Genomic DNA, 21,986 nt, shown 5'->3' on the forward strand with positions numbered 1-21,986 from the left:
TGAAATTGTCTAGGCCAAATGAATGGCCATTCTAAGTTGTGCTAGGGCGATTATTCAGCGCTGCTGATAAGAGTACCTTCAGCTTCACCCATTACCACGCGACGTAGTGCGCCTGGCTTGTTCATATTAAATACACGAATTGGCATGTTGTGATCGCGTGCCAATGTAAACGCCGCTAGATCCATAACTTTAAGCTCTTTATCTAGAACTTCATTGTACGTTAACTGGCTGTAAAGTTCAGCGTCTGGGTTCTTCGCAGGGTCAGCATTGTATACGCCGTCAACTTTTGTCGCTTTAAGTACTAGATCAGCTTCAATTTCGATACCACGTAGACATGCAGCGGAGTCTGTTGTGAAGAACGGGTTACCTGTACCTGCAGAGAAAATAACCACGCGGCCTTGACGTAACTCACGAATGGCATCCGCCCAATTGTAGTCGTCACACACGCCTTTCAGTTGAATAGCAGACATTACGCGAGCGTTAACATAAGCACGGTGCAGAGCATCACGCATTGCAAGGCCGTTCATTACCGTTGCTAGCATACCCATGTGATCGCCAACAACGCGATTCATACCTGCTTCTGCAAGACCTGCGCCACGGAAAAGGTTACCACCGCCGATAACAACGCCCACTTCTACACCTAGTTCAACTAACTCTTTTACTTCCTGAGCCATACGCTCAAGAATAGTCGGGTCAATGCCAAAACCTTCTGAGCCTTGTAGAGCCTCACCACTCAGTTTTAATAGGATACGCTGATATGCTGGTTTAGGATTTGTAGTCATGAAGTATACCTTCTAAAAGAGTTATCGATTAACAGTTGAGGATAGAGACTTGCTGATCTTGAAAGAAGATAGGCTAAATCCCAATTCTCAACCACTAACTATTTAGTGTTTATTCGTAAAAAGACCGCAGCAAAGGCCACGGTCTTTTAAAATATTAACAAGGCTATAAATTAACCTTTTTGAACCGCTGCTACTTCGTCAGCAAAGCTCATTTCGGCAGCTTTCTCGATGCCTTCACCTACTTCCAAGCGAACGAAATCAGATACTGATGCGCCACGCTCTTTTAGGATTTCACCAACAGATTTCTTAGGTTCCATTACGAACGCTTGACCTGTTAGAGAGATTTCGCCAGTGAATTTCTTCATGCGGCCGACAACCATTTTTTCAGCGATAGCTTCTGGTTTGCCTTCGTTCATTGCGATTTCAACTTGAACCGCTTTTTCTTTTGCAACAACTTCAGCTGGTACGTCTTCTGGGTTTAGGAACTCAGGACGAGAAGCAGCAACGTGCATTGCTACGTGCTTAAGTGTTTCAGCGTCGCCTTCACCAGCAACAACTACACCGATTTTCTCACCGTGACGGTAAGAAGCGATAGCAGTACCTTCAACGTACTGTACGCGACGGATGTTGATGTTTTCGCCGATTTTAGCAACTAGAGCAATACGAACTTCTTCGAATTGTGCTTGAAGTTCTTCAGCAGTAGCTTTAGAAGCTAGAGCAGCGTCAGCTACTTCGTTTGCGAATGCAGTGAAGCTTGCATCTTTAGCAACGAAGTCAGTTTGACAGTTAACTTCAAGAAGAACAGCAACGCCGTTTGCATCTTTAACAATGATTTTGCCTTCAGCAGCTACGTTGCCTGCTTTTTTAGCAGCTTTAGCAGCGCCTGATTTGCGCATGTTTTCAATTGCTAGTTCGATATCACCGTCAGTCTCGTTAAGAGCCTTTTTACAGTCCATCATACCTGCGCCAGTACGGTCGCGCAGTTCTTTTACTAGAGCAGCAGTTACAGCCATTCTCTAATCCTCAAGTTGATTCAAAAGGTAAAATTCAGGGGCCTAAATTGGGGCCCCTGATGTATACTAGCACTTAGTCTTTATTAATCGGTATTCCGACAAACGACTAAGTGTGACGCGGAGCAGATATTATTCAGCTTCTTCTACGAAACCGTCTTTATCAGCAGCAGTTGCAACGTCTTTGTTACGACCTTCAGTCACAGCTAGTGCAGCCGCGTTAAGGTATAGTTGTACCGCGCGGATTGCATCGTCGTTACCAGGGATGATGTAATCAACACCGTCTGGGTCAGAGTTAGTATCTACAACAGCGTATACAGGGATACCTAGGTTGTTCGCTTCTTTAACAGCGATATGTTCGTGATCAGCATCGATAACGAATAGAGCGTCAGGTAGACCGCCCATGTCTTTGATACCACCAAGAGATTTCTCTAGCTTCTCCATTTCACGAGTACGCATTAGAGCTTCTTTCTTAGTTAGTTTCTCAAAAGTACCGTCTTGAGCTTGAGCTTCAAGTTCTTTTAGACGCTTGATTGATTGACGAACAGTTTTGTAGTTAGTCAACATACCACCTAACCAGCGGTTGTTAACGTAGAATTGGTTGCTTGCGATAGCAGCTTCTTTAACAGCTTCAGATGCAGCGCGTTTAGTACCAACGAAAAGAACTTTACCTTTTTTCTCGCCAACTTTAGCAATTTCAGCTAGAGCGTCGTTGAACATAGGAACAGTTTTTTCTAGGTTGATGATATGAACCTTGTTACGAGCACCAAAGATGAATGGCTTCATTTTTGGGTTCCAGTAACGAGTTTGGTGACCGAAGTGAACACCAGCTTTTAGCATATCGCGCATTGATACAGTTGCCATTTTATAATCCTCTATTGGGGTTAGGCCTCCACATTCCCCATGAACTCGACTCCATCAATTTGCATAAGCAAACCGTGGAGCACCCCGAATCATGTGTCGAAATGTGTGTGATTTAAATTAAGTAAGTATGTGAGGTAGGTGTCCATATCGCCCAAAAATAGGAAGACAATGGAATCTATCTCGGCGCGCTTTATACCATATTTATCGGCCTGATTACCAGAAATATCCTATTTATTTTACGTTTGAGACTAAAGGTGTCGCTAGCTGAGTTTTATTTTCATTTGCGAGTAAGCACAGTATTGTTAGAATAAAGGTAATTGTAGAAAGAGTTAACTGAGTACAGCATGTCGATAAAAATTAAAACTGAAGCTGAAATCGAAAAAATGCGCGTTGCAGGTAAATTAGCAGCGGATGTTTTAGAGATGATTACCCCGCACGTAAAAGAAGGGGTAACCACCGAAGAGTTGAATAAGCTCTGTCATGAATTTACTTTACAGAACGGTGCCTACTCGGCTCCTCTGGATTACCACGGATTCCCAAAATCAATCTGTACTTCTATTAACCATATTGTCTGCCATGGTATCCCTGCACTAGAAGATGAAGTGGGCAGTAATGGTCAGAAAAAACCGGCTGTACTTAAAAACGGTGACATTGTTAATATCGACATCACTGTGATTATCCCAGACGATGAAAATGCCGATCTTAGCACTCGTCCAGAAGGCTATCACGGCGATACGTCTAAAATGTTTTTGATTGGCGATGTAACGCCAAGTGACAAACGTCTGTGCATGGTGGCGCAAGAGGCGCTTTACTTGGGTATGAAACAAGTAAAACCTGGTGCCACCGTTGGCGCTATTGGCACCGCCATTGAAAAATACATCAAAGAAAACAACAAAAAGAACCCACGTAATAAGTTCTCAATTGTTAAAGATTTCTGCGGTCACGGCATTGGTAACGAGTTCCACGAAGAGCCACAAGTCGTGCACTACAAAAACTTTGACCGTCGCGTGCTAAAAGAAGGCATGTGTTTCACCATTGAACCTATGATCAACGCCGGCAAGTTCGGTTGTTCTATCGATGCCAATGATGATTGGACGGTGTACACCGGTGATGGTAAAAACTCAGCGCAGTGGGAACACACCATTGTGGTGACTAAACAAGGTTGTGAAGTACTGACTCTGCGCAGTGATGAGTCCATTCCTCGTTTAATGAACAACTAATCAACGCGATTAAATGAATAAAAGCCAGCAGATGCTGGCTTTTTGTTTATACAGGTCGCGAATCACACCCAATAATCTTCAATATCCACATCATCTATTTGTTCAGGCGTTAGATACTGCTGAGCATAGTCCAGATAAATCTTGCTGTGTAAGAACAAACGATACACTTCTTTATCCAAATGCTCATCGAGCACCATAAACTTCATGATCTTCAAAGATTCGCTGAGCGTTTTGGCTTTTTTATACGGTCTATCTGCTGCGGTAAGAGCTTCAAATACATCCGACAGTGCCATAATGCGTTCAGGAATGCTCAGCTCTTCACCTTTGAGTTTTCTTGGATAACCAGTGCCTTTCATTGTTTCATGATGCGTAGAAGCGTAGCGTGGCACTTTTGATAACTCTTCAGGGAAAGGCATTGCTTCGAGCATTTTAATCGTACTGATAATGTGCTCATTAATCTTAAACCTGTCCTCTTCTGTCAAAGTACCTTTACGAATGCACAAGTTATAGATCTCACCTCGGTTAGCAAGATACTCGGGCACTTCCATTTTAATGGCAAAACTTGGGTCAAATTCCACCTTCTGCGGATGGGCGATGCAATGCTCAGGTTTATCCGCAAGCAAAGGTTCAATGGCCGGTGTATTTGCCGGCTTTGATTGCGCATAGGCTAAATCAGTTTCGCTATAATGGCGCTCTTCTTCAGGAGATAACCCTATCCGATTATCTAAATAACGAACCCACGTTTTTTGCGCAATTTGCTGGATGCGCTCAATGGCCTCATCATCCATCATTTCTCCACCGACATTGGCTTTAGCAACCAATGAAAACTCATGTTTTAGCGCCTCAATGTTGGCTTGCAGTTGGCTATCCATATCCGGATTTAACTGTGGGGATTGCTGTTGATAAAAGGTAATAATCTGATCGCGAATCATCACCTCAAAACGAGTTCGAATTTCGTGAATGCGGTTATAATTCACCTCTAATTTTGAGCCTTTATCAACAATATGCTCAGGGGTGGTGATCTTGCCACAATCATGCAACCAAGCGGCTATTTTGAACTCCCTTCGCTGCGCATCATTGGCAAATTCAAATTGAGCCAATGAGCCCCTAGCCGACTTTTCCGCTTCATTGGCTAACATAATTGCCAACTCTGGAACTCGATTACAGTGACCTGCTGTATAGGGCGATTTATCATCGATGGCTTGCGCAATTAGCTTGATAAATGAATCCACAAATTCTTGCTGTTGCTGTTCGTAACGGCTCAACTCGTCGGCCGTTGTTTGAATCGAAACCGACAGTTCATCCAACTCCTTAATCATGGTTGGCACTAGCTCAACACTGCTGTATTTACGCTCGCGGACTTTCACCGTTTGTGCAATCAGAGCATGAATAGGCTTTACAATAGGGTTGGAAAAAACATGCGATAACGGGATCAGTAACAACAAAATAGCGGCTGAACCTAATGTCACCGTCATGACGTTACTCAGCGCCACCTTTAACAACGATTCGGCAGGAATGGTAATGCTCAGATATTCGGTGCCGTCTTCATATAAGTTCAGTTGTTGCACAAAGCCAAAATAAGGCACGCCATCCACATTAAATTTAGACAGTTGATTGCGCAGACTAGGATCTTTGGTCGCATCGATGAGGAACTTGTATGGGACTACGCTGTTAGGGCTTCCTGAACCAAACCATTTATTTTCCAGAAAATGAATTTCACTCGGCGTTAAACTTTTGATCGCTAAATTCATGATCTCAGCAAGCTTAGGGTCGATGCTTTTCGCCACAAAATGAAACGAGTTTTGCACCTGCAATAGACTTGCCGAGTCGATACGATGAACCTTAAGTCCCTCTATAAAGTGTCGATCAATTTTACTTTGTAAAATCACCGCCAGATCAATCACGCCATCCAGCTGACCATCTTCTATTTGTATCAGACCTGTGTATATATCATCCAATTCCACCAACTCAATCGAAGGTTGTTCACGTCTAATTTCTTCGACAATTGACCATCCTTTTAAGATGCCAACTTTTTTTCCTTTTAATTCACTCAGCGTTTTAATTCGTGTATTAGAAACCACCACTGCGAAATCAAAATGCGCTAATGGCGTACTCAGTTCTCCCAAGCCTCGACTGGTCGCGTTATACGCCACAGGGAATAAAACCTCAATATCACCGTCTTTATACGCTTGCACCATCTCTAGCCAACTCAGTCCATTAATGAACTTGAACTGGATTCCCGTTTTTAGCGATATGATGCGCATAACATCAATAAAATACCCCGTAGGTTTACCCGAAACGGCAAAATCTAAAGGTGGCCAATCGGTTTGGTTTGATACTTCAAGCGTATCGGAGGCATTAATCAGTGCGTGTTGCTCAGGAGTAAGTTCAAGAGGGCTCACTCCCGGCAATAATGAATATTTATCCTCGTGCGATGAAGCCTTTAACGTGCCAGTTTGATCATAAATAAAAAACTGAGCAGGCAAATGAGTTTGCACCGGTCCTAATCCAGCTTTTACTTCGTGAGCTAAAGAAGCGACCACCACATCAATCCCGACCACACTGCCATATTTTGAATTTTTAATACGCGACGCGTAAGTTTGGCCGTTTAATTGCACATTGTGGAATAAATAGGGATCGGTTTTATACACTTGCGCATGGTTAGCACCTACAAACCAAGGGCGTTCAACCGCATTAAATTTGCTCCTCTCGATAACACTGTCCCTGAGTTCAAAGGCATCACTGTAGTAAGAGGTCACTTTCGTATTGGTCTGCTGATCTTTTTTTATTTCCACCAGCGCCCAACGGTCTTGAGTCTGCGCGCCAATTCGCGGCCGCAATCCTTCTACAGAATCTAAATTAATGAGCTGGTAAAAATGCCCGTTTTTTCTAGCAATATAAACGCTATAAAACATCGGGCTGTTTTCCATCAACTGAGCAAATGCATTGCGCGCGATATGGTTATGCTCAAATTGCTCCAGCTCTTGTTCAAGGCTGGCAAGGACTTTGGTTAGATTGGTCACAAACTCATCAAATTCACGAACTTCATTGCCAATGCTGTGAGAGATACCTTGATACTTTTCTAACGCAGTATGAAGAGCTTGTTGACGACTAAAATAGTATTGCAAACTGATTGCAACACTAGCGGTTATACAAGTTGTCAGGATAAAGAGACTGATCACTGTCACCTTTATCGTAAATCGCCTTTTCATCCAACCCTCATTAATGAAACTCCCTCACTAAATTAGATTAGAACAATAATTATGAAAGTGTATGAATATATTGGTTTTTTTGCCTAATTAACCATATGCAAACGCTTTTGTTTGCTAACTTTATCTTGCTATCACTCACAATTTCAGGAAATATCAATTGTAGTGACTCTACTGCATAAAAGGACTTCGTGCGTGCCAAACATCGATGCTCTATCCCCAGCTCAACTGTCTGATCAACAACTGGATATTCAAAACCTACGCCATTTACTGCACCTTTTTAGTGAACAGCAAAAAAGCGCTTTTCTAGAACGTCAACCTGTCTCTGGGTTGGTTCAACAACGCAGTGATTTTATGGACTCGCTATTAGAGCGAATCTGGAATTACTTCGGCTTTCAGAATATGGAAGGTATCTCTCTGGTTGCCGTTGGCGGTTACGGTCGTAGCGAACTGCACCCGCTATCAGATATTGATATCTTGATCTTGTCTAAACGACCGTTAAAAGAAGAAGTCACACCAAAAATTAGTGAATTTGTCACTTTGCTATGGGATCTCAGACTTGAAGTTGGGCACAGTGTACGTAGCATCAGTGAGTGTATTGAAGTGGCAAAAGACGATTTAACCGTTGCCACTAACCTGCAAGAATCACGTTTAATTTGTGGCAGCCAAAATTGCTTTCAGCTATTGAGAAACGAAATTCATGCTGAGACTTTTTGGCCAAGCGCGGTGTTTTATCGCGCTAAGTTAGAAGAGCAAAAACAGCGTCACGCGCGCTATCACGACACTGGCTACAACTTAGAACCCGATATTAAATCCAGCCCCGGTGGTCTGCGTGATATCCATACATTAAGTTGGGTGGCAAGACGTCACTTTGGCGCATCCTCGTTACTAGAAATGAGCCATCACGGTTTCTTAACCGACGCTGAATACCGCGAACTGCAAGAGTGCCAAAACTTCCTTTGGCAAATTCGCTTTGCCCTGCATATTGAATTAAAACGCTATGACAACCGTCTCTCTTTTGCCTATCAAGCAAAAGTGGCTGAAAACTTAGGCTTTACCGGAGAGAGAAATCAACCCGTTGAGCGCATGATGAAAGAGTTCTACCGCACTTTACGTCGCATCATAGAACTGAACAAAATGCTGCTTAAACTTTTTGACCAAGCGATTTTAAATCAAGGTAAGTTAGTTCCAGCAGACATCATCAATGACGATTTTCAGCGTCGTGGGCACTTAATCGAAGCCAGAAAACCCGCACTCTTTCAAGCTCGCCCCGACACCATATTGGATATGTTTATCCATATCGCCAATGACTCAAGCATTACCGGAGTAGCGCCGCCTACCCTTCGTCAACTGCGCACCGCCAGAAGACGATTAAACCGTTTTCTGCATGATATTCCTGAAGCACGCGAAAAATTCATGTTGTTGGTCAAGCACCCTAACTGTTTAAACAAAGCCTTTAGTCTGATGCATCAACTCGGGGTATTGTCCGCCTACCTGCCACAATGGAGCCAGATTGTAGGGCAAATGCAGTTTGATCTGTTCCACGTGTATACCGTTGATGAACACAGCATGCGTCTGCTCAAACACATCAATACCTTTAGTGATATTCAAAACAGAGAAAAGCACCCTATTTGCTGTGAAGTACTGCCTAGAATTCAAAAACCTGAGTTGTTGATCATTGCCGCTATTTTTCACGATATCGGCAAAGGACGCGGCGGCGATCACTCGGTGATCGGAGAAGGTGAAGCGTATGATTTCTGTATTGAACATAATTTATCGAAACCAGAAGCTAAACTGGTTGCTTGGTTAGTCAGACATCACTTATTGATGTCAGTTACGGCACAAAAACGAGATATTCAAGACCCAGAAGTGATTGCCGATTTTGCGAAAAAAGTAAAAACCGAAGAGTATCTGGAATTTCTGGTCTGCCTGACGGTGGCCGATATTTGTGCTACTAACCCTGAGCTATGGAACAGTTGGAAACGCTCACTTTTGACTGAGTTATTCTATTCAACGCAAAGAGCTTTGCGACGAGGGCTTGAGAACCCTGTCGATGTCAGAGAAAGAATAAGACATAACCAACAACAAGCATCTGCGGTATTAAGAAGCCAAGGCTTCACCCCACGAGAAATTGAACTGCTATGGCAACGCTTTAAAGCCGATTACTTCTTACGCCATACTCCACAACAGTTGGCGTGGCACGCTCAGGCTATTTTACAACAAGAAGATCCAGACTCGCCGTTGATACTGATCAACCCACAGCCAACTCGTGGCGGCTCTGAGTTATTTGTGTATACCAAAGATCAACCGGTATTATTTGCCAGCGTAGTGGCAGAGCTTGATCGTAGAAATTTCAATGTGCACGATGCGCAGGTGATGATCAGTCGTGATAAATACATTTTAGATACCTTTATCATCTTAGATCAAAATAATCAGCCGCTAGAAGAGAGCCGACATGCGGGGATTATTAAGCATCTGCAAGATGTGATCAAAGACGGTCGCTTAACCAAAATAAAACCAAGACGCACACCGCGTAATTTAGTGCACTTTAAGGTAAAAACTCGCACCGAGTTCATTGCCACAAAAAATAACAGCCAAACCTTAATGGAATTAGTGGCACTCGATACTCCGGGGCTGCTGGCCGCGGTTGGTGCCACCTTTGCCAAGCTCGATTTGCATCTGCATGCTGCCAAGATCACCACCATTGGTGAGCGAGCGGAAGATTTGTTTATTATCACCTCTCCCGAGGGGAATAAATTAGACGAACAACTGCAACAACTACTGCGCACTAAACTGATTGAAAACATCAGTAAACTGGCTCCCCATTAATCCCATAAATATTAATGTGAATAAGAGCAGAGTTGGGAGGTAAGTAACTACCTAAGTGCTTGCTTCCCTGCTAAATTGAGGACTCTATATAAAAGGTGTTCTCTTGAATATCAATCACAGTCAATCAACACTCATCTGCGGCCTTTTAGCCGGCTGAGTTATCAATGATTAACTTCGATGGATAACACGACCTTTTGTAAACATCTCCATCATATTTGTCCACAGAGGTGCCTATGTATCCACACCTAACCGGGTTGGGAATCAATGAGCCAACGCAGATTGAACGCTATTCTTTGCGCCAAGAAGCTCAAAAAGATGTACTGAAGATCTACTTTAAAAAGCAGAAAGGTGAATTGTTTGCAAAGAGCGTGAAGTTCAAATACCCAAGACAGGTAAAAAGCGTGTTACTTGATGACGGTAGCGGTCAATACCGCAACAAAACTGAGATCAACCGTAATCTAACCTTAGTGATTGATGAGCTAAATATGCTGACCAAGCCTACTGTGCCAACCAAGCTCACCACTAAACAAAAAATATTGTCCGATTTACGCCATTTAGAAAAAGTGGTTTCAAGCAAAATTGCCGAGATAGAAGCGGATTTAGAAAAGCTGAAATAGTGCATACTGGCTTACCACTAAAAGCGCATAAAAAAGCTCATAAGGATCACCCTATGAGCTTTTTCGTTGAGAAAGCAAATTACTCTCCGGACGATTACTCCTCAGCAAATACCTCTTGCCAAGCAAAGCGCTCAATCAACTGACACCAAGTTTCATCAAAGCGAGCTTCCAGAACTAACTGAACGCCAGTAAACGGGTGTTCAAACTCTAGCCTTGAGGCGTGCAATAGTAAGCGGTCACTTTGCAGATTATCTTTAAACAAACGATTGTGCTTACCGTCACCGTGCGTAGTATCACCGACAATGGGATGACGTAGATGCTTCATATGGCGACGAAGTTGATGCTTGCGACCAGTCAGAGGTTGCAGCTCCATTAAACAATAGCGAGAGGTTGGAAAACGCCCCGTTGAGAATGGCACTTCTACCTTTGCTAGAAGCTTATAATCTGTGATTGCCTCCTGCGCTTCTTTATCTTTGTTGGCAAACTTATCGGCAATTTTGTCGTATTCCACTTTCAGGGCATAATCGAGTCTATCGCCCTCTTCAATCCAACCACGCACAATCGCATGGTAGGTTTTCTGCATTTGGTGTTCGGCAAACATCGGCATCATTTGTGAAGCCACTTCGCTAGACAAGGCAAAAACCAATACCCCAGAAGTTGGACGATCTAAGCGATGCAAAGGGAACACATGTTGACCAATTTGGTCGCGCAATGTTTGCATCACAAACTGGGTCTCTTTTTTATCTAACCAAGAACGATGCACCAACATACCGGCAGGCTTATTGACTGCCACTATGTACTCGTCTTGATAAATAACATCTAACATTACGCACAAACCTCATCAATCTGTCTTAGTACTTCTAACACTGGATGCCAGCGAACATCATCACTACACACTTGCTCAAAATAGGGCGTAATCTCAAACCCGCGCGGCAAGGCTAAATTTGCATTAAGCAGTTGATTCATTCTAGGAATGAAAATCCATTGCAGCCATTGCTCTGGGCGCAAAGTATCAATAGCGAAAGGTTGTTCACTGCTCAACGCCTCTAATGAAGGCCTATCAGCCTCCCACAAATCGGCTTGTTGGAGCCTACTTTGTGCAGATAATAGCAATTTTTGCATTTGTTTAGAGATAGTATTCAAGGTATTTCTCATTTGCTCTTGAAATTCGGCGCAAGATTACCATGTTATAGGGAGAGTATGGGCTATTTAGACGCAGGCAAATGAAAACTATTTCAACACTGACACAAATTTTGAACGACAGCGACTGTCAATTTAAAGTACATGACCTAGGTCGTCGCATTGAATTGATTGCAAACGACGAGTTTGAAAACATTGAATTAGGCCGACAAGCCTACCCTTATCCAATTCAGCGCCAAGCCCAATTTGCCATCACCTATTGGAATGAGCAAAAACAGCCGTGGATATGGTTCCTTAAATTTGACCTCGATGAGCGCGGTCTATTAAGCGCTACCGATATCGGTAATTTTATTAAATTTGTACTAGAAGCAATGGGCTCTAGATTACAAAAAGAGCTCAGCGAAGAAGCTCAAGAGCAACTGGCAAGCAACCCATACACCTTTAAACCCAAAGAAGATAAGTTGGCGGTATTTAACAGCCAAGTAAGCGCAGAGCTTGGCCTATCGGCAAGCCAATACTACGCCCACGCACTGACTTACTTTAAAGGCGATTTAGGTTGGAGCAACTGGCAAACGGTTGGACTGCAAGGTATTACCGATATTTGTGCACGCTTAAAAGAGTCTGGCAATGAGCTGATGGTGAAGAAAAGCTTACCTCACCTACCCACTCAACCATTGTACGCGCTATTAGGCGCATTAGAGCACTGCGATATTAGCGACTCACTAGCCGCTAGATTGTACGACTTAGCCTTAGAGCAGCTTAATAACCCGCAAGGGGATTTGTTTTTATTATCGGCTTTGGTTCGTGCACTTGCCGGAGACAAAGGCAACAAGCTGTCGTCACTGGTGACAGCAATACTGTCGGAAAGTAAGTTCAGTCACCAAGAAGTATTGATTGCAATAGCCGGTCGCTGTTGGAGCCCACTGCAAGACAGCGCGCTGGCGGAGCAGTTTTTAATACGCTTGGCAGAAACCAATAATCAAGAGCTGTTCAACCAGTTGTTTGCTGATTTGGTAATGCAGCCAAAACTGCGCATGGTTATTTTGCCGATGCTACATCAAGCACCATCTGAAAAATTAGCCGATGCTCTTATTCACTTACAAAAAAGTGCAAAAGGGCGAAGCTAAATGGAGCACCTGCTGGCAATACTTGGATGCGCCATATTACTGACCCTGTTCTGGCAACATAGACGACAAGCCGAACTGGCAAAAGTCGCGATTTCGCGTCATTGCAAGCAACTCGAATTGCAAATTGTCAGTATCTCTTCGGGTAGCCATCGAGTTCGTTATCCCGATGGCAAACTAGGTTGGCATACTGTGTTTTGCTTTGAGTTTTCAGCCTTGGGCGACGACTGCTATCACGGTGAACTGACCATGCATGGCATGCGATTAGCGCACTTTTATACCCAGCCTTATCGCATTTAATTTTGCAGCTTAACCCTCACAACAAAATCTAAGAGACTGGCATCCAGTCTCTTAGATTTATATTTCTCATCTGTATAGTGCTCATTGAGATATTACGTATCGAGACAGTGTACTCGTGATACCGATTTCGATAGGATGAACCTAAACCTTCAACGAAAAAACAGACTATGCCAACCAAAGAAGTGACTGACGAACTCAACCAAGTGTTCCTATCCCTAGAAGCAGAAGGCAAAGAGCCGACTTTAGCGCTCGTTAAAGCGCGCCTAGCAAGCAAAATTCCTATGCCCGCTCTAATTAGCGCGATTAAAAATTGGAAGAGCAGCAAACGCGTACCTAAAATTGAAGTGGCTGATGACAGTCGCAGCGCCGACTGCAAAATCGAAGCCCTTGAACAGCAAATAGTGGCGCTAACTCGTCGCATAGAAGCCCTAGAAAAAGGACAGCAGTAATGAAGATTTGGGTTGATGCCGATGCCTGTCCAAAAGTGATTCGAGAAACCTTAATTCGCGCCTCAGAGCGCACCGGTATTGAGTGTATTTTCATTGCCAACCACCCGATCCCGCTTCCGCAACGAAACACCATTCGTTTTGTTCAGGTAAGCCAAGGCTTTGATATCGCCGATGACGAAATTGCTCTGCGCATTGAAGCTAATGATCTAGTAATCACCTCTGACATTCCCTTAGCTGATGAAGTCATTAGCAAAGGCGGACAAGCCCTGAGCAGTCGCGGTGAGCTATTTACCAAAGACAATATTAAAGCACGCCTTAACGTGCGTGACTTTATGGATACCATGCGCTCATCAGGCGTACAAACCGGCGGCCCTAGCGCATTATCACAAACAGATAGACGCGACTTTGCCAATGCGTTAGATAAAATTCTTGCACGTGCTCCGAAGTAAACTTGAGTTACCGTCATTGTTACAGATATAGAAAAGGGCTCTGTTGAGCCCTTAGTGCTATTCGATGTAAATCGAGATTAACCTTGCGCTTTCTCAACCATAGACAGTGCTAACGCTTCTGCGACTTTAATACCGTCGATGCCTGCAGACAAAATACCGCCCGCATAACCAGCCCCTTCACCCGCAGGATAGAAGCCTTTTAGATTAACGCTTTGATAGTCTTTATCACGCTTAATGCTAAGCGGTGAAGATGTGCGCGTTTCTACGCCAGTCAATAAACCATCGGCGCTAGCAAAGCCTTTAATTTTCTTATCAAAAGCTGGGATCGCTTCACGAATCGCTTCGATAGCGTAATCAGGCAGTGCTTTGGAAATATCGGTTAGCTTGATGCCCGGTGTGAATGATGGTTCAACATTGCCAATCGCTGTTGGATCTGAGCCTTTTAAGAAGTCGCCAATTTTCTGCGCTGGTGCATCGTAAGTTTCGCCGCCCAGTTTAAAGGCGCCTGACTCCAACTCACGTTGCAAGCGAATACCGGCCAATGCATCACCTGGGTAATCTTGCTCAGGTGAAATGCCCACCACAATGGCGCTGTTTGCGTTACGCTCAGCGCGAGAGTATTGACTCATACCATTGGTGACTACGCGTCCCTCTTCTGAGGTTGCAGCAACCACAGTGCCACCTGGGCACATACAGAAGCTGTATACCGTGCGACCATTTTTGCAGTGATGCACTAGTTTATAATCCGCCGCGCCCAAAATTGGGTTGCCTGCATTTTTACCAAAGCGAGCTTCATCAATCATAGATTGTTTATGTTCGATGCGAAAACCCACTGAAAACGGTTTGGCTTCCATGTATACGCCGCGCTCATGCAGCATTTCAAACGTATCACGCGCACTGTGCCCGACCGCTAATACCACATGACGAGATTTGATCTCTTCACCATTAGACAAGGTAACGCCCGTCAGTTGGCCATCTTCGATGTGCAAATCATCCACGCGCGTACTAAAGCGGATTTCACCGCCCAGTTCGATAATTTTAGCGCGCATTTTTTCAATCATAGTCACCAACTTAAAGGTGCCAATGTGTGGCTTGCTAACGAATTTGATTTCGGCAGGAGCGCCTGCATCGACAAATTCATTAATCACTTTGCGACTATAAAACTTAGGGTCTTTGATTTGACTGTATAACTTACCGTCAGAGAATGTACCTGCGCCGCCTTCACCAAACTGTACGTTAGATTCAGGGTTTAGATTACGCTTACGCCAAAAACCGAAAGTATCTTTGGTGCGTTCACGCACTTCTTTACCGCGCTCAACAATAATTGGCTTAAAGCCCATTTGTGCCAATACCAGTCCCGCAAACAAACCACAAGGACCAAAGCCAATTACAACTGGACGCTCGGTCAGATTCTGCGGCGCTTGCGCAACAAACTTGTACTCCATATCAGGAGTCACTTTTACGTGCGGATCGCTAATAAAGGCTTCTAATAGCTCAGCCTCGTTTGCCACTTCTACATCCAGTGTGTAAATCAATAAAATCTTAGATTTTTTACGAGCATCATAGCCACGTTTAAATACATTAAAAGAAAGAACTTCTGCTGCGGTAATGCCAAGCTTTTTAGTAATGGCTGCCTGAATCGCCTCTTCCTCATGATCTAAAGGAAGTTTAATTTCGGTTAAACGTATCATAGTGATGTCTCGTAGTCGGTGTCTTAGCTAGGTTTTGATTTATTCTTTTGCTGCAATAAGCGGTGAATAATTGTACGCCTAGCTCACAATGGCAGGAATTTTACGCCAACTTGAAGGTGCTGTCATATTTATTCCCCGTCCCTTGCCATAATTTCACTTCCCTTATCAGTGCTAAACTAAGCAGTACAGCTAAGCAATATAGCCAAAGGTGAGATATGGATATTTTCAGCGACAAATATTGTTTTTTGTAACGGTATCCGTATCATCGCCCCTCAGAAAAACAGAACATAGAGAGCTCATCATGGCGTTTGTCGTAACCGATAACTGTATACAGTGTAAATATACTGACTGCGTGGCGGTATGCCCTGCGGACGCATTTTATGAAGGGCCTAACTTTATGGTGATAAGTCCTATTGAATGCATCGACTGTGGATTGTGCGTACCTGAGTGTGACGCGCAAGCTATCTTTCAAGAAGATGAATTAACGCCAGACCAAGAAGTGTTCATTGCGTTAAACGAAGAACTTGCCGAAGTTTGGCCTAACATCACTGAAGTAAAGCCGGCACTGCCTGAAGCTGAAAAATGGAATGGCGTACCCGATAAATTGGATATGCTCGAAAAATAGAGCCTATAGCAAAAATAGAGCCACTGACGGCTCTATTTATTTAGGTTAGCGGCTTGCTGTATAGCGGCTAGTTACTGTGCTGACGGCGAATATTATCCAAAATAATACCCGTTGCCATGGCAACATTCAGCGACTCTGCCTGACCAAACGCAGGAATGGTCACTTTATCAGTGACAAACTTTGCTGCAGCCTCACGCACGCCGTGCGACTCACTGCCCATCAGTAAAATCCCTTCACTGCTGAACGCTTTTTGATGGGTACTTTCCCCTTCCAAAAACGCGCCATACACAGGAATTTGTGCTTGCTCTAAATAGCTTGGTAAATCTAACTGACTGACGAATACGCGCCCAAAACTGCCCATAGTGGCACTGATGGTTTTAGGGTTGTATGGGTCTGCGCAATCGGTGCTGGCAATAATGTGCTTAATGCCATACCAATCCGCAACGCGAATAATCGTGCCTAAGTTACCCGGATCGGAAACACCATCTAAAGCGATCATCAAACCTTGTGCAACTGGCGTTGCAACGGTTGGGATCTCCACCACCGCAATGGCCGCATTGTTGCTGACCAAAGTGCTGGCTTTAGTTAAATCATCAAGAGAGGCTTCTACGCAGTCAAAGTTTTGCAGAGCTTGACCGTTTGCCTGTAAAAACTCTGAGGTTGCAAATACGGTTTTAACGACTAACTGGCTATTACACAGCTCTAACACGTTTTTCTCACCTTGCACTAAAAACAAGCCATGAGCTTTACGTTGTTTCTTTTGCCCTAGTGCGCGAAGAAGTTTAATTTGGTTTTTCGAGATCATTATTTTTCCACAAAATTTGTTCAGAAAGTCCACCTAAAATACTGCTGAATAAAGCTAGCTACTTTAGGTGATCCCATGAAATATTGGACAGCAAACGGCATTGGTCGCATTTAAAATGAAACATGTCATGCAAAGGCTCATCTAAGCGCCATTCACCACCACATTTAGGGCATTTTCGTTGCTGCTCTTGCTGTAAGTTTTCTCCACCTACTCGATATAGATAGTAGTAGGTTGGGATCTTGGTAATGTATTCAATGCGGCCGCGCAAATCCCAACCACGACGATAAATATCACTGTCGATAGAGGTAAGCTCACGCAAAGCGGCAAATTCGGCCTTACAGCCACCCGCCATTTGCAACTCATCGCAGGCTTGCCATTCTGTTTGCCATTTTACTATGGATTTATGATCGCCATTTAGCGTCGGGGGGTTACGATACAGCGGAATCGGCATAAAAGAATCGCCACTGCGCAGCGGAGAGCAGGTATGTACATAAGTGGTGTACAAAATTTGCCAGCTTGGCTGTTCATCTGGCGCTGTTTGCTCTGAATTAAGATCTTGCCCTAGCACGCGGATCTTTGGTGTTAATACCCCCGCTTCAGAAAGTTTAGCCAGTGAAAAACGCACAAAATCTGAATGATTTCTAGGGTGCAAACTGTCCTCTTCAGGGCAGACACAACGCAGGCTAAAACTGGCGTCGTCCATAGCTAATGGAAATTCTCGACCTAGCACTTGTCCATTAAAGCGCAACGCTTCCATTAAGCCATTTATAGATTTTTCTACTGCGGTGATCGTGGTGTTTTCAAAGCACTCGAACTGCATTTCACACACGAACATACTAAACCTCTACGTCCAATGCTGACAAAAACTCTACAAGATTGTCAGCCAGCACTTCTCGTTTGCTAGTACCTAACGTTTCCAAAACCACATTCCCGCTCAGGTTACAGATAGAGATAACATCCAGATCGGAGTCAATGGCGGCAATAAAAACCGTCGGCTTAATTTTCAAGCGGCGCTGAGTGACTAAATGCCCCAAAATATTTTCTTGCAGACGCATATAATCTTCGTCACTCCACACTTGCAGCAGCGTCAAAGGTTTGCCTTGCCAACTCATCTCAAGATCGGCGCTGTAGTAACTGCCATAAAACTCAGCAATACTTGGATGAAGCAGCAACTCAATGCCCTGCTCTACATTACTAAGGTCGGCTTGCGGGTCTCGCAGTACGGGTTTCCAGTACACCACTTCCCCTGATTTTGTTTCTTCAATACAAGGTGAAGCTACCCCGACTAACTCAGCACTAGCGGGCAAAGTACCGTGCTCTTGCTCAAACGTTTTTAGATATTGTTGATGAATTGAGCTAAGTGCACTAGCGATTGAATTTGACATAAGTAACCCTACAAGCGTTCCGTTGATGACATCTAAGTATCTATTCAGTAAAATTCCCAACATTCTACTCTATAACGCAGTGTAAAATGAGCAAATATTCAGACGCAAAAGAACTCGCCGGCCTAACGCTTGGACAAAAAACGCAATATTCGTCGTCCTATGACCCTAAACTATTGCAAGCCGTACCAAGAAGTTTGAACCGAGATGACCTGAAGCTTGGCGATACACTGCCGTTCAAAGGGCAAGATATTTGGACTCTTTACGAACTGTCTTGGTTAAATAACAATGGCTTACCGCAAGTAGCTGTTGGACATGTGGTGATTCCGGCAAACACGCCAAACCTCATTGAATCCAAATCTTTTAAGCTCTATCTCAATAGCTACAACCAAACCCAATTTGCCGATTGGGATAAAGTACAAGCCTTACTTGTCAAAGACCTGTCTGCATGTGCCGGTGGGGAAGTTTCTGTCTCGCTGAGTAAAGTACAAGATTTTAATCAACAACCCATTGTCGATATGCAAGGCTCTTGTATTGATGAGCAAGACATTACTATCACAGCTTATGAATTTAATGCCGATTATTTAAAAGACAGCGTAAGCGACGAGTTAGTCACTGAAACTTTACACAGCAACCTTCTTAAATCTAACTGCCTGATCACTAACCAACCAGATTGGGGTAGCGTTGAAATTCGCTATACCGGTAAAAAAATCAACCGCGAAGCACTGCTGCGTTACATTGTTTCTTTCAGAGAACATAACGAATTTCACGAACAGTGTGTTGAACGTATTTTCACGGACATTATGCTGTTGTGCCAGCCTGAAGAACTGTCTGTTTATGCTCGCTATACCCGTCGTGGAGGCTTAGATATCAATCCTTTCCGTACCAGTTTGCATAATCCAGATTCTTTACCTGACAGCACTTTACGCTTGGCGAGGCAATAACACATGCTTCGTTCACTCAGGTTCGTTCCGTTTGCATTAGTTGTTTTTGCATTATTTTCGTTTTCGATCCCTGTCACAGCACATGAATCCAGCGTTTATACACCGAAGACTCTACTCGATGCTCGACGACTGGTGAAAGTCACCCCTTTGCAATCAAAAAATAAAGCAATGAGGTTCCTGAGTGATCAAAATAGTCCTAACTATGAAGAAAACTACTCCACCAATGGCGTGCAACGAAAAGTCACCCCGTTGGCCAAAGCCAGTAATCAAATTCATGCCTATCAAACCATCGGTATGGCGGATTATATTCTAGGTAATTACCGTTCTTCTTTGGCCAGTTTGGATAAAAGCATCTCTATTGCAATGACCAAGCATTTATTCGTTCCTGAAATTGAGTCGAAAATATTGCGTGTCAGCCTATTATGGAAAATGACGAGAGATTTTCGCAAAGTTGAAGCCCCATTAAACAAGATTGAGGAAAAGCTAAATACTTTACATATTAAGCATGAAGACAAACTGCGACTGGAGTATTGGCTAAGCCTTGCTCATGCAAAAATATACTCAGATTCCGGGAAAAACGAACAAGCAGAGGCCAGCTATCTTTTTGCTAAGGACTATGCGCAAAACTATGGCACTTATGAAGACGGCTTAGAAGCTAGCTTGCGCTTAGGTAAACACTATCTGAAAGCACACCATTTTAACTTGGCGTTAAAAGAGCTAATAGAAAGCTACTGGGTCGCTATTGGCAAAGATGATGCACAATATATCGCACGCGCTAACCACCTGTTGGCCGATCTGTATTTACAATGCCAAATTTATGATAAAGCCCAGGAGCATCTTTCTCAGGCAGCCAGTTATTATGGTCACTATGAACAATCTCCGATGTTCGCCACCGTGTTACAAAAACTGGCCGATGTGTATTTTATTCAAGGACGTTATAACCTTGCGCTCGTGCATTACTTCAACGTATTGGACCTAGAACTGGCAGAGAAAGACATCAGCAAAATCATCGATCTGCGACTAAAACTGACTGAAACTTACCTAAATTTATACAATTTCACTTTAGCAAAACGCTATCTCAATCGCGCCACCGATCTTCTTGAATATACAGATATCAAAGTACCAAAGGTTAAAGCGATACTATTGACCGCTAAACTGGATTTTCTGCAAAAACATCCCAAAGAAGCGGAACATCAAGCTAAATATGCCTTGCAACAAGCAAAAGCACTCAACAACAGTGACATTCAGTTGCAAACGCTGTCACTGCTTCATTTGATCACCAAGTCTACCAATAACACCAAAGACTCGTTAAATTACCTCGAAGAATACAATCGACTTACTGCGCTTAATCTTCAAGATAAGGAAGAGCAATTAAGTCAGAGTTTTCTGAACCAAATTACCTCTATCGAGCAATCGCTACACTACCAAGATCAAGTAAACAAATTCAATAACTTAAACACAGATTACAGCCAAACCAAGACCCTGACTCTGGCATTGTCCGTATCTTGTATCGTATTGTTCTTCTTGTTTGTATTCAATTCACGTCGATTAAATCGTAAACATAAGTTGATCACTGAACTCAACAAAGAGCTATATACTCACCCTCGTTCGGGTTTAAGAAACATGCGAATGTTAAGTAGAAAACTGCCTGATTCTTTAAACCGCTCTACCACTAATTACGAACAATGGCGTTTTGGACAATTAATTGATGAACCATTAAATGATCGGTTAAAGTTCTCGTTAATTGATATTCCTATGCTGTCGGATATCTACACTAAGCATGGTTATAAAGCGGGACGTAGCGAAGAAAAAGCCTTTGGTGAGCACATTGCAAGTTTGATTCCAGATGAAGCGCGTCTGTATCACCTATCTGATCGTTCATTTTTATATATTGAACCGAACCCCGAAAAACTGCACCAACCTAAACGACTGTTTGAGCAATTTAAAAATATTATTGATAGCTTTGAAACAGACTTTGCGGTCAATCGACTGTTTAGTCTTAGTCTTGCCGACTACCCGTTTTTACCGCGCGCCTATACCGCTATCAATGATGAAGATCTCATTGATCTGTTGCTACTCGCCTCAGACATCAGCAACACCTTAGTGCGATACGAGCAGCAAAGCCAATGGGTCTCTTTTGTGGCAATACCTTTAGCACCAGCGGCCTGCTTTGCCCAAGATGACATGCGCCGCTCCAGTCTGAACGCTATTCAAAAGGGCATGATTAAGGTGCACACATCAGGCTCAGAAGAAAATCTTGCCACTGTATTGAGTGAATTGCCCAAGCATGAACAAAGTGAAGACCAATAAGAATTAACTTAAATTATTAATTCTATTAGTCTTTATCATTGCTATTGTGCGTAAGGTATCTAGTATAAAGATTAGGTTGCGTGTCAACATTTGAAACCAATGGCCATGTTACTGCGTATTAATTGGGAGCTTTTTTGCAAGCTCATCACTGACCTAAGCAACATTGCTGAATCATGCGACATAAAAGTATCAAGCTATCTCAAAGCATCAGCTACTTTAATGTCATGTGGTAGAGG

General features: G+C 43.5%; 20 protein-coding genes. 10 read left to right on the forward strand and 10 right to left on the reverse strand.

Features of this window, described 5'->3' with window-relative positions; genetic code table 11:
• Positions 1-50 precede the first annotated feature (50 nt).
• The 3 genes from pyrH to rpsB form a co-directional block, all read right to left on the reverse strand.
• Positions 51-782 carry a UMP kinase gene (gene pyrH / locus QV280_RS09430; protein ID WP_152819573.1) on the reverse strand — a complete coding sequence of 244 codons (732 nt, stop codon included), beginning with the start codon at positions 780-782 and terminating at the stop codon, positions 51-53.
• A 170-nt stretch (positions 783-952) separates the two neighbouring features.
• Positions 953-1,795, reverse strand: coding sequence for a translation elongation factor Ts (tsf, locus tag QV280_RS09435; RefSeq protein ID WP_023403373.1), 843 nt, complete (start codon positions 1,793-1,795; stop codon positions 953-955).
• A gap of 129 nt (positions 1,796-1,924) precedes the next feature.
• Positions 1,925-2,656, reverse strand: a complete 732-nt coding sequence (gene rpsB, locus QV280_RS09440) for a 30S ribosomal protein S2 (protein WP_021712066.1) — start codon at positions 2,654-2,656, stop codon at positions 1,925-1,927.
• 344 nt (positions 2,657-3,000) lie between these two features.
• On the opposite strand from rpsB, the gene map reads away from it, so the two are divergent.
• Positions 3,001-3,876: a type I methionyl aminopeptidase gene (gene map / locus QV280_RS09445; RefSeq protein ID WP_023403372.1), complete on the forward strand. Its 876-nt coding sequence runs from the start codon at positions 3,001-3,003 to the stop codon at positions 3,874-3,876.
• Positions 3,877-3,938: 62 nt separating this feature from the next.
• On the opposite strand, the gene QV280_RS09450 is transcribed toward map, so the two are convergent.
• Positions 3,939-7,088 carry an HD domain-containing phosphohydrolase gene (locus tag QV280_RS09450; protein ID WP_152819572.1) on the reverse strand — a complete coding sequence of 1,050 codons (3,150 nt, stop codon included), beginning with the start codon at positions 7,086-7,088 and terminating at the stop codon, positions 3,939-3,941.
• A 201-nt stretch (positions 7,089-7,289) separates the two neighbouring features.
• On the opposite strand from QV280_RS09450, the gene glnD reads away from it, so the two are divergent.
• Both glnD and QV280_RS09460 read left to right on the forward strand, forming a co-directional pair.
• Entirely contained in the window at positions 7,290-9,914 is a 2,625-nt protein-coding gene (gene glnD / locus QV280_RS09455; protein WP_039970258.1) for a bifunctional uridylyltransferase/uridylyl-removing protein GlnD, read from the forward strand.
• Between the two features lie 233 nt (positions 9,915-10,147).
• Entirely contained in the window at positions 10,148-10,531 is a 384-nt protein-coding gene (locus QV280_RS09460) for a DUF3461 family protein (RefSeq protein WP_023403369.1), read from the forward strand.
• A 94-nt stretch (positions 10,532-10,625) separates the two neighbouring features.
• Here QV280_RS09460 and truC read toward each other — a convergent pair whose 3' ends face one another.
• Entirely contained in the window at positions 10,626-11,357 is a 732-nt protein-coding gene (truC, locus tag QV280_RS09465; RefSeq protein WP_152819571.1) for a tRNA pseudouridine(65) synthase TruC, read from the reverse strand.
• Entirely contained in the window at positions 11,357-11,686 is a 330-nt protein-coding gene (locus QV280_RS09470) for a YqcC family protein (RefSeq protein ID WP_039970243.1), read from the reverse strand. The genes truC and QV280_RS09470 overlap by 1 nt, the downstream gene beginning before the upstream one ends.
• Before the next feature lie 68 nt (positions 11,687-11,754).
• Here QV280_RS09470 and QV280_RS09475 point away from each other — a divergent pair, with 68 nt between their 5' ends.
• From QV280_RS09475 to QV280_RS09490, 4 genes are all read left to right on the forward strand, one after another.
• On the forward strand, positions 11,755-12,798 hold the full coding sequence (locus QV280_RS09475; RefSeq protein ID WP_152819570.1) for a DUF3549 family protein: 1,044 nt from the start codon (positions 11,755-11,757) through the stop codon (positions 12,796-12,798).
• Complete coding sequence (locus QV280_RS09480; RefSeq protein WP_152819569.1) at positions 12,799-13,095, forward strand: DUF3301 domain-containing protein; 297 nt, start codon at positions 12,799-12,801, stop codon at positions 13,093-13,095.
• 167 nt (positions 13,096-13,262) lie between these two features.
• A complete protein-coding gene (locus tag QV280_RS09485) occupies positions 13,263-13,544 on the forward strand; it encodes a hypothetical protein (RefSeq protein ID WP_023403364.1) in 282 nt (93 codons plus the stop codon).
• Positions 13,544-13,993, forward strand: a complete 450-nt coding sequence (locus QV280_RS09490) for a YaiI/YqxD family protein (RefSeq protein WP_152819568.1) — start codon at positions 13,544-13,546, stop codon at positions 13,991-13,993. Before QV280_RS09485 ends, QV280_RS09490 begins: the two co-directional genes overlap by 1 nt.
• A gap of 77 nt (positions 13,994-14,070) precedes the next feature.
• On the opposite strand, the gene QV280_RS09495 is transcribed toward QV280_RS09490, so the two are convergent.
• Positions 14,071-15,684, reverse strand: a complete 1,614-nt coding sequence (locus QV280_RS09495; protein ID WP_152819567.1) for an NAD(P)/FAD-dependent oxidoreductase — start codon at positions 15,682-15,684, stop codon at positions 14,071-14,073.
• Between the two features lie 301 nt (positions 15,685-15,985).
• On the opposite strand from QV280_RS09495, the gene fdxA reads away from it, so the two are divergent.
• A complete protein-coding gene (gene fdxA / locus QV280_RS09500) occupies positions 15,986-16,309 on the forward strand; it encodes a ferredoxin FdxA (protein WP_023403361.1) in 324 nt (107 codons plus the stop codon).
• 67 nt (positions 16,310-16,376) lie between these two features.
• Here fdxA and QV280_RS09505 read toward each other — a convergent pair whose 3' ends face one another.
• The 3 genes from QV280_RS09505 to syd are packed head-to-tail and all read right to left on the reverse strand — an operon-like array spanning position 16,377 to position 18,499.
• The gene (locus tag QV280_RS09505; RefSeq protein ID WP_023403360.1) at positions 16,377-17,114 is read right to left on the reverse strand and encodes an RNA methyltransferase; all 738 of its coding nucleotides are present in this window, start codon (positions 17,112-17,114) and stop codon (positions 16,377-16,379) included.
• A gap of 58 nt (positions 17,115-17,172) precedes the next feature.
• Positions 17,173-17,949 carry a Zn-ribbon-containing protein gene (locus QV280_RS09510; RefSeq protein ID WP_023403359.1) on the reverse strand — a complete coding sequence of 259 codons (777 nt, stop codon included), beginning with the start codon at positions 17,947-17,949 and terminating at the stop codon, positions 17,173-17,175.
• A 1-nt stretch (position 17,950) separates the two neighbouring features.
• Positions 17,951-18,499, reverse strand: a complete 549-nt coding sequence (gene syd, locus QV280_RS09515; protein WP_152819566.1) for a SecY-interacting protein — start codon at positions 18,497-18,499, stop codon at positions 17,951-17,953.
• An 86-nt stretch (positions 18,500-18,585) separates the two neighbouring features.
• Between syd and queF the strand changes: the two genes are divergently transcribed.
• Positions 18,586-19,440, forward strand: coding sequence for an NADPH-dependent 7-cyano-7-deazaguanine reductase QueF (gene queF, locus QV280_RS09520; RefSeq protein ID WP_152819565.1), 855 nt, complete (start codon positions 18,586-18,588; stop codon positions 19,438-19,440).
• 3 nt (positions 19,441-19,443) lie between these two features.
• Entirely contained in the window at positions 19,444-21,750 is a 2,307-nt protein-coding gene (locus QV280_RS09525; RefSeq protein ID WP_152819564.1) for a tetratricopeptide repeat protein, read from the forward strand.
• Positions 21,751-21,986 lie beyond the last annotated feature (236 nt).

The sequence above is a fragment of the Vibrio sp. B1Z05 genome, from assembly GCF_052955985.1.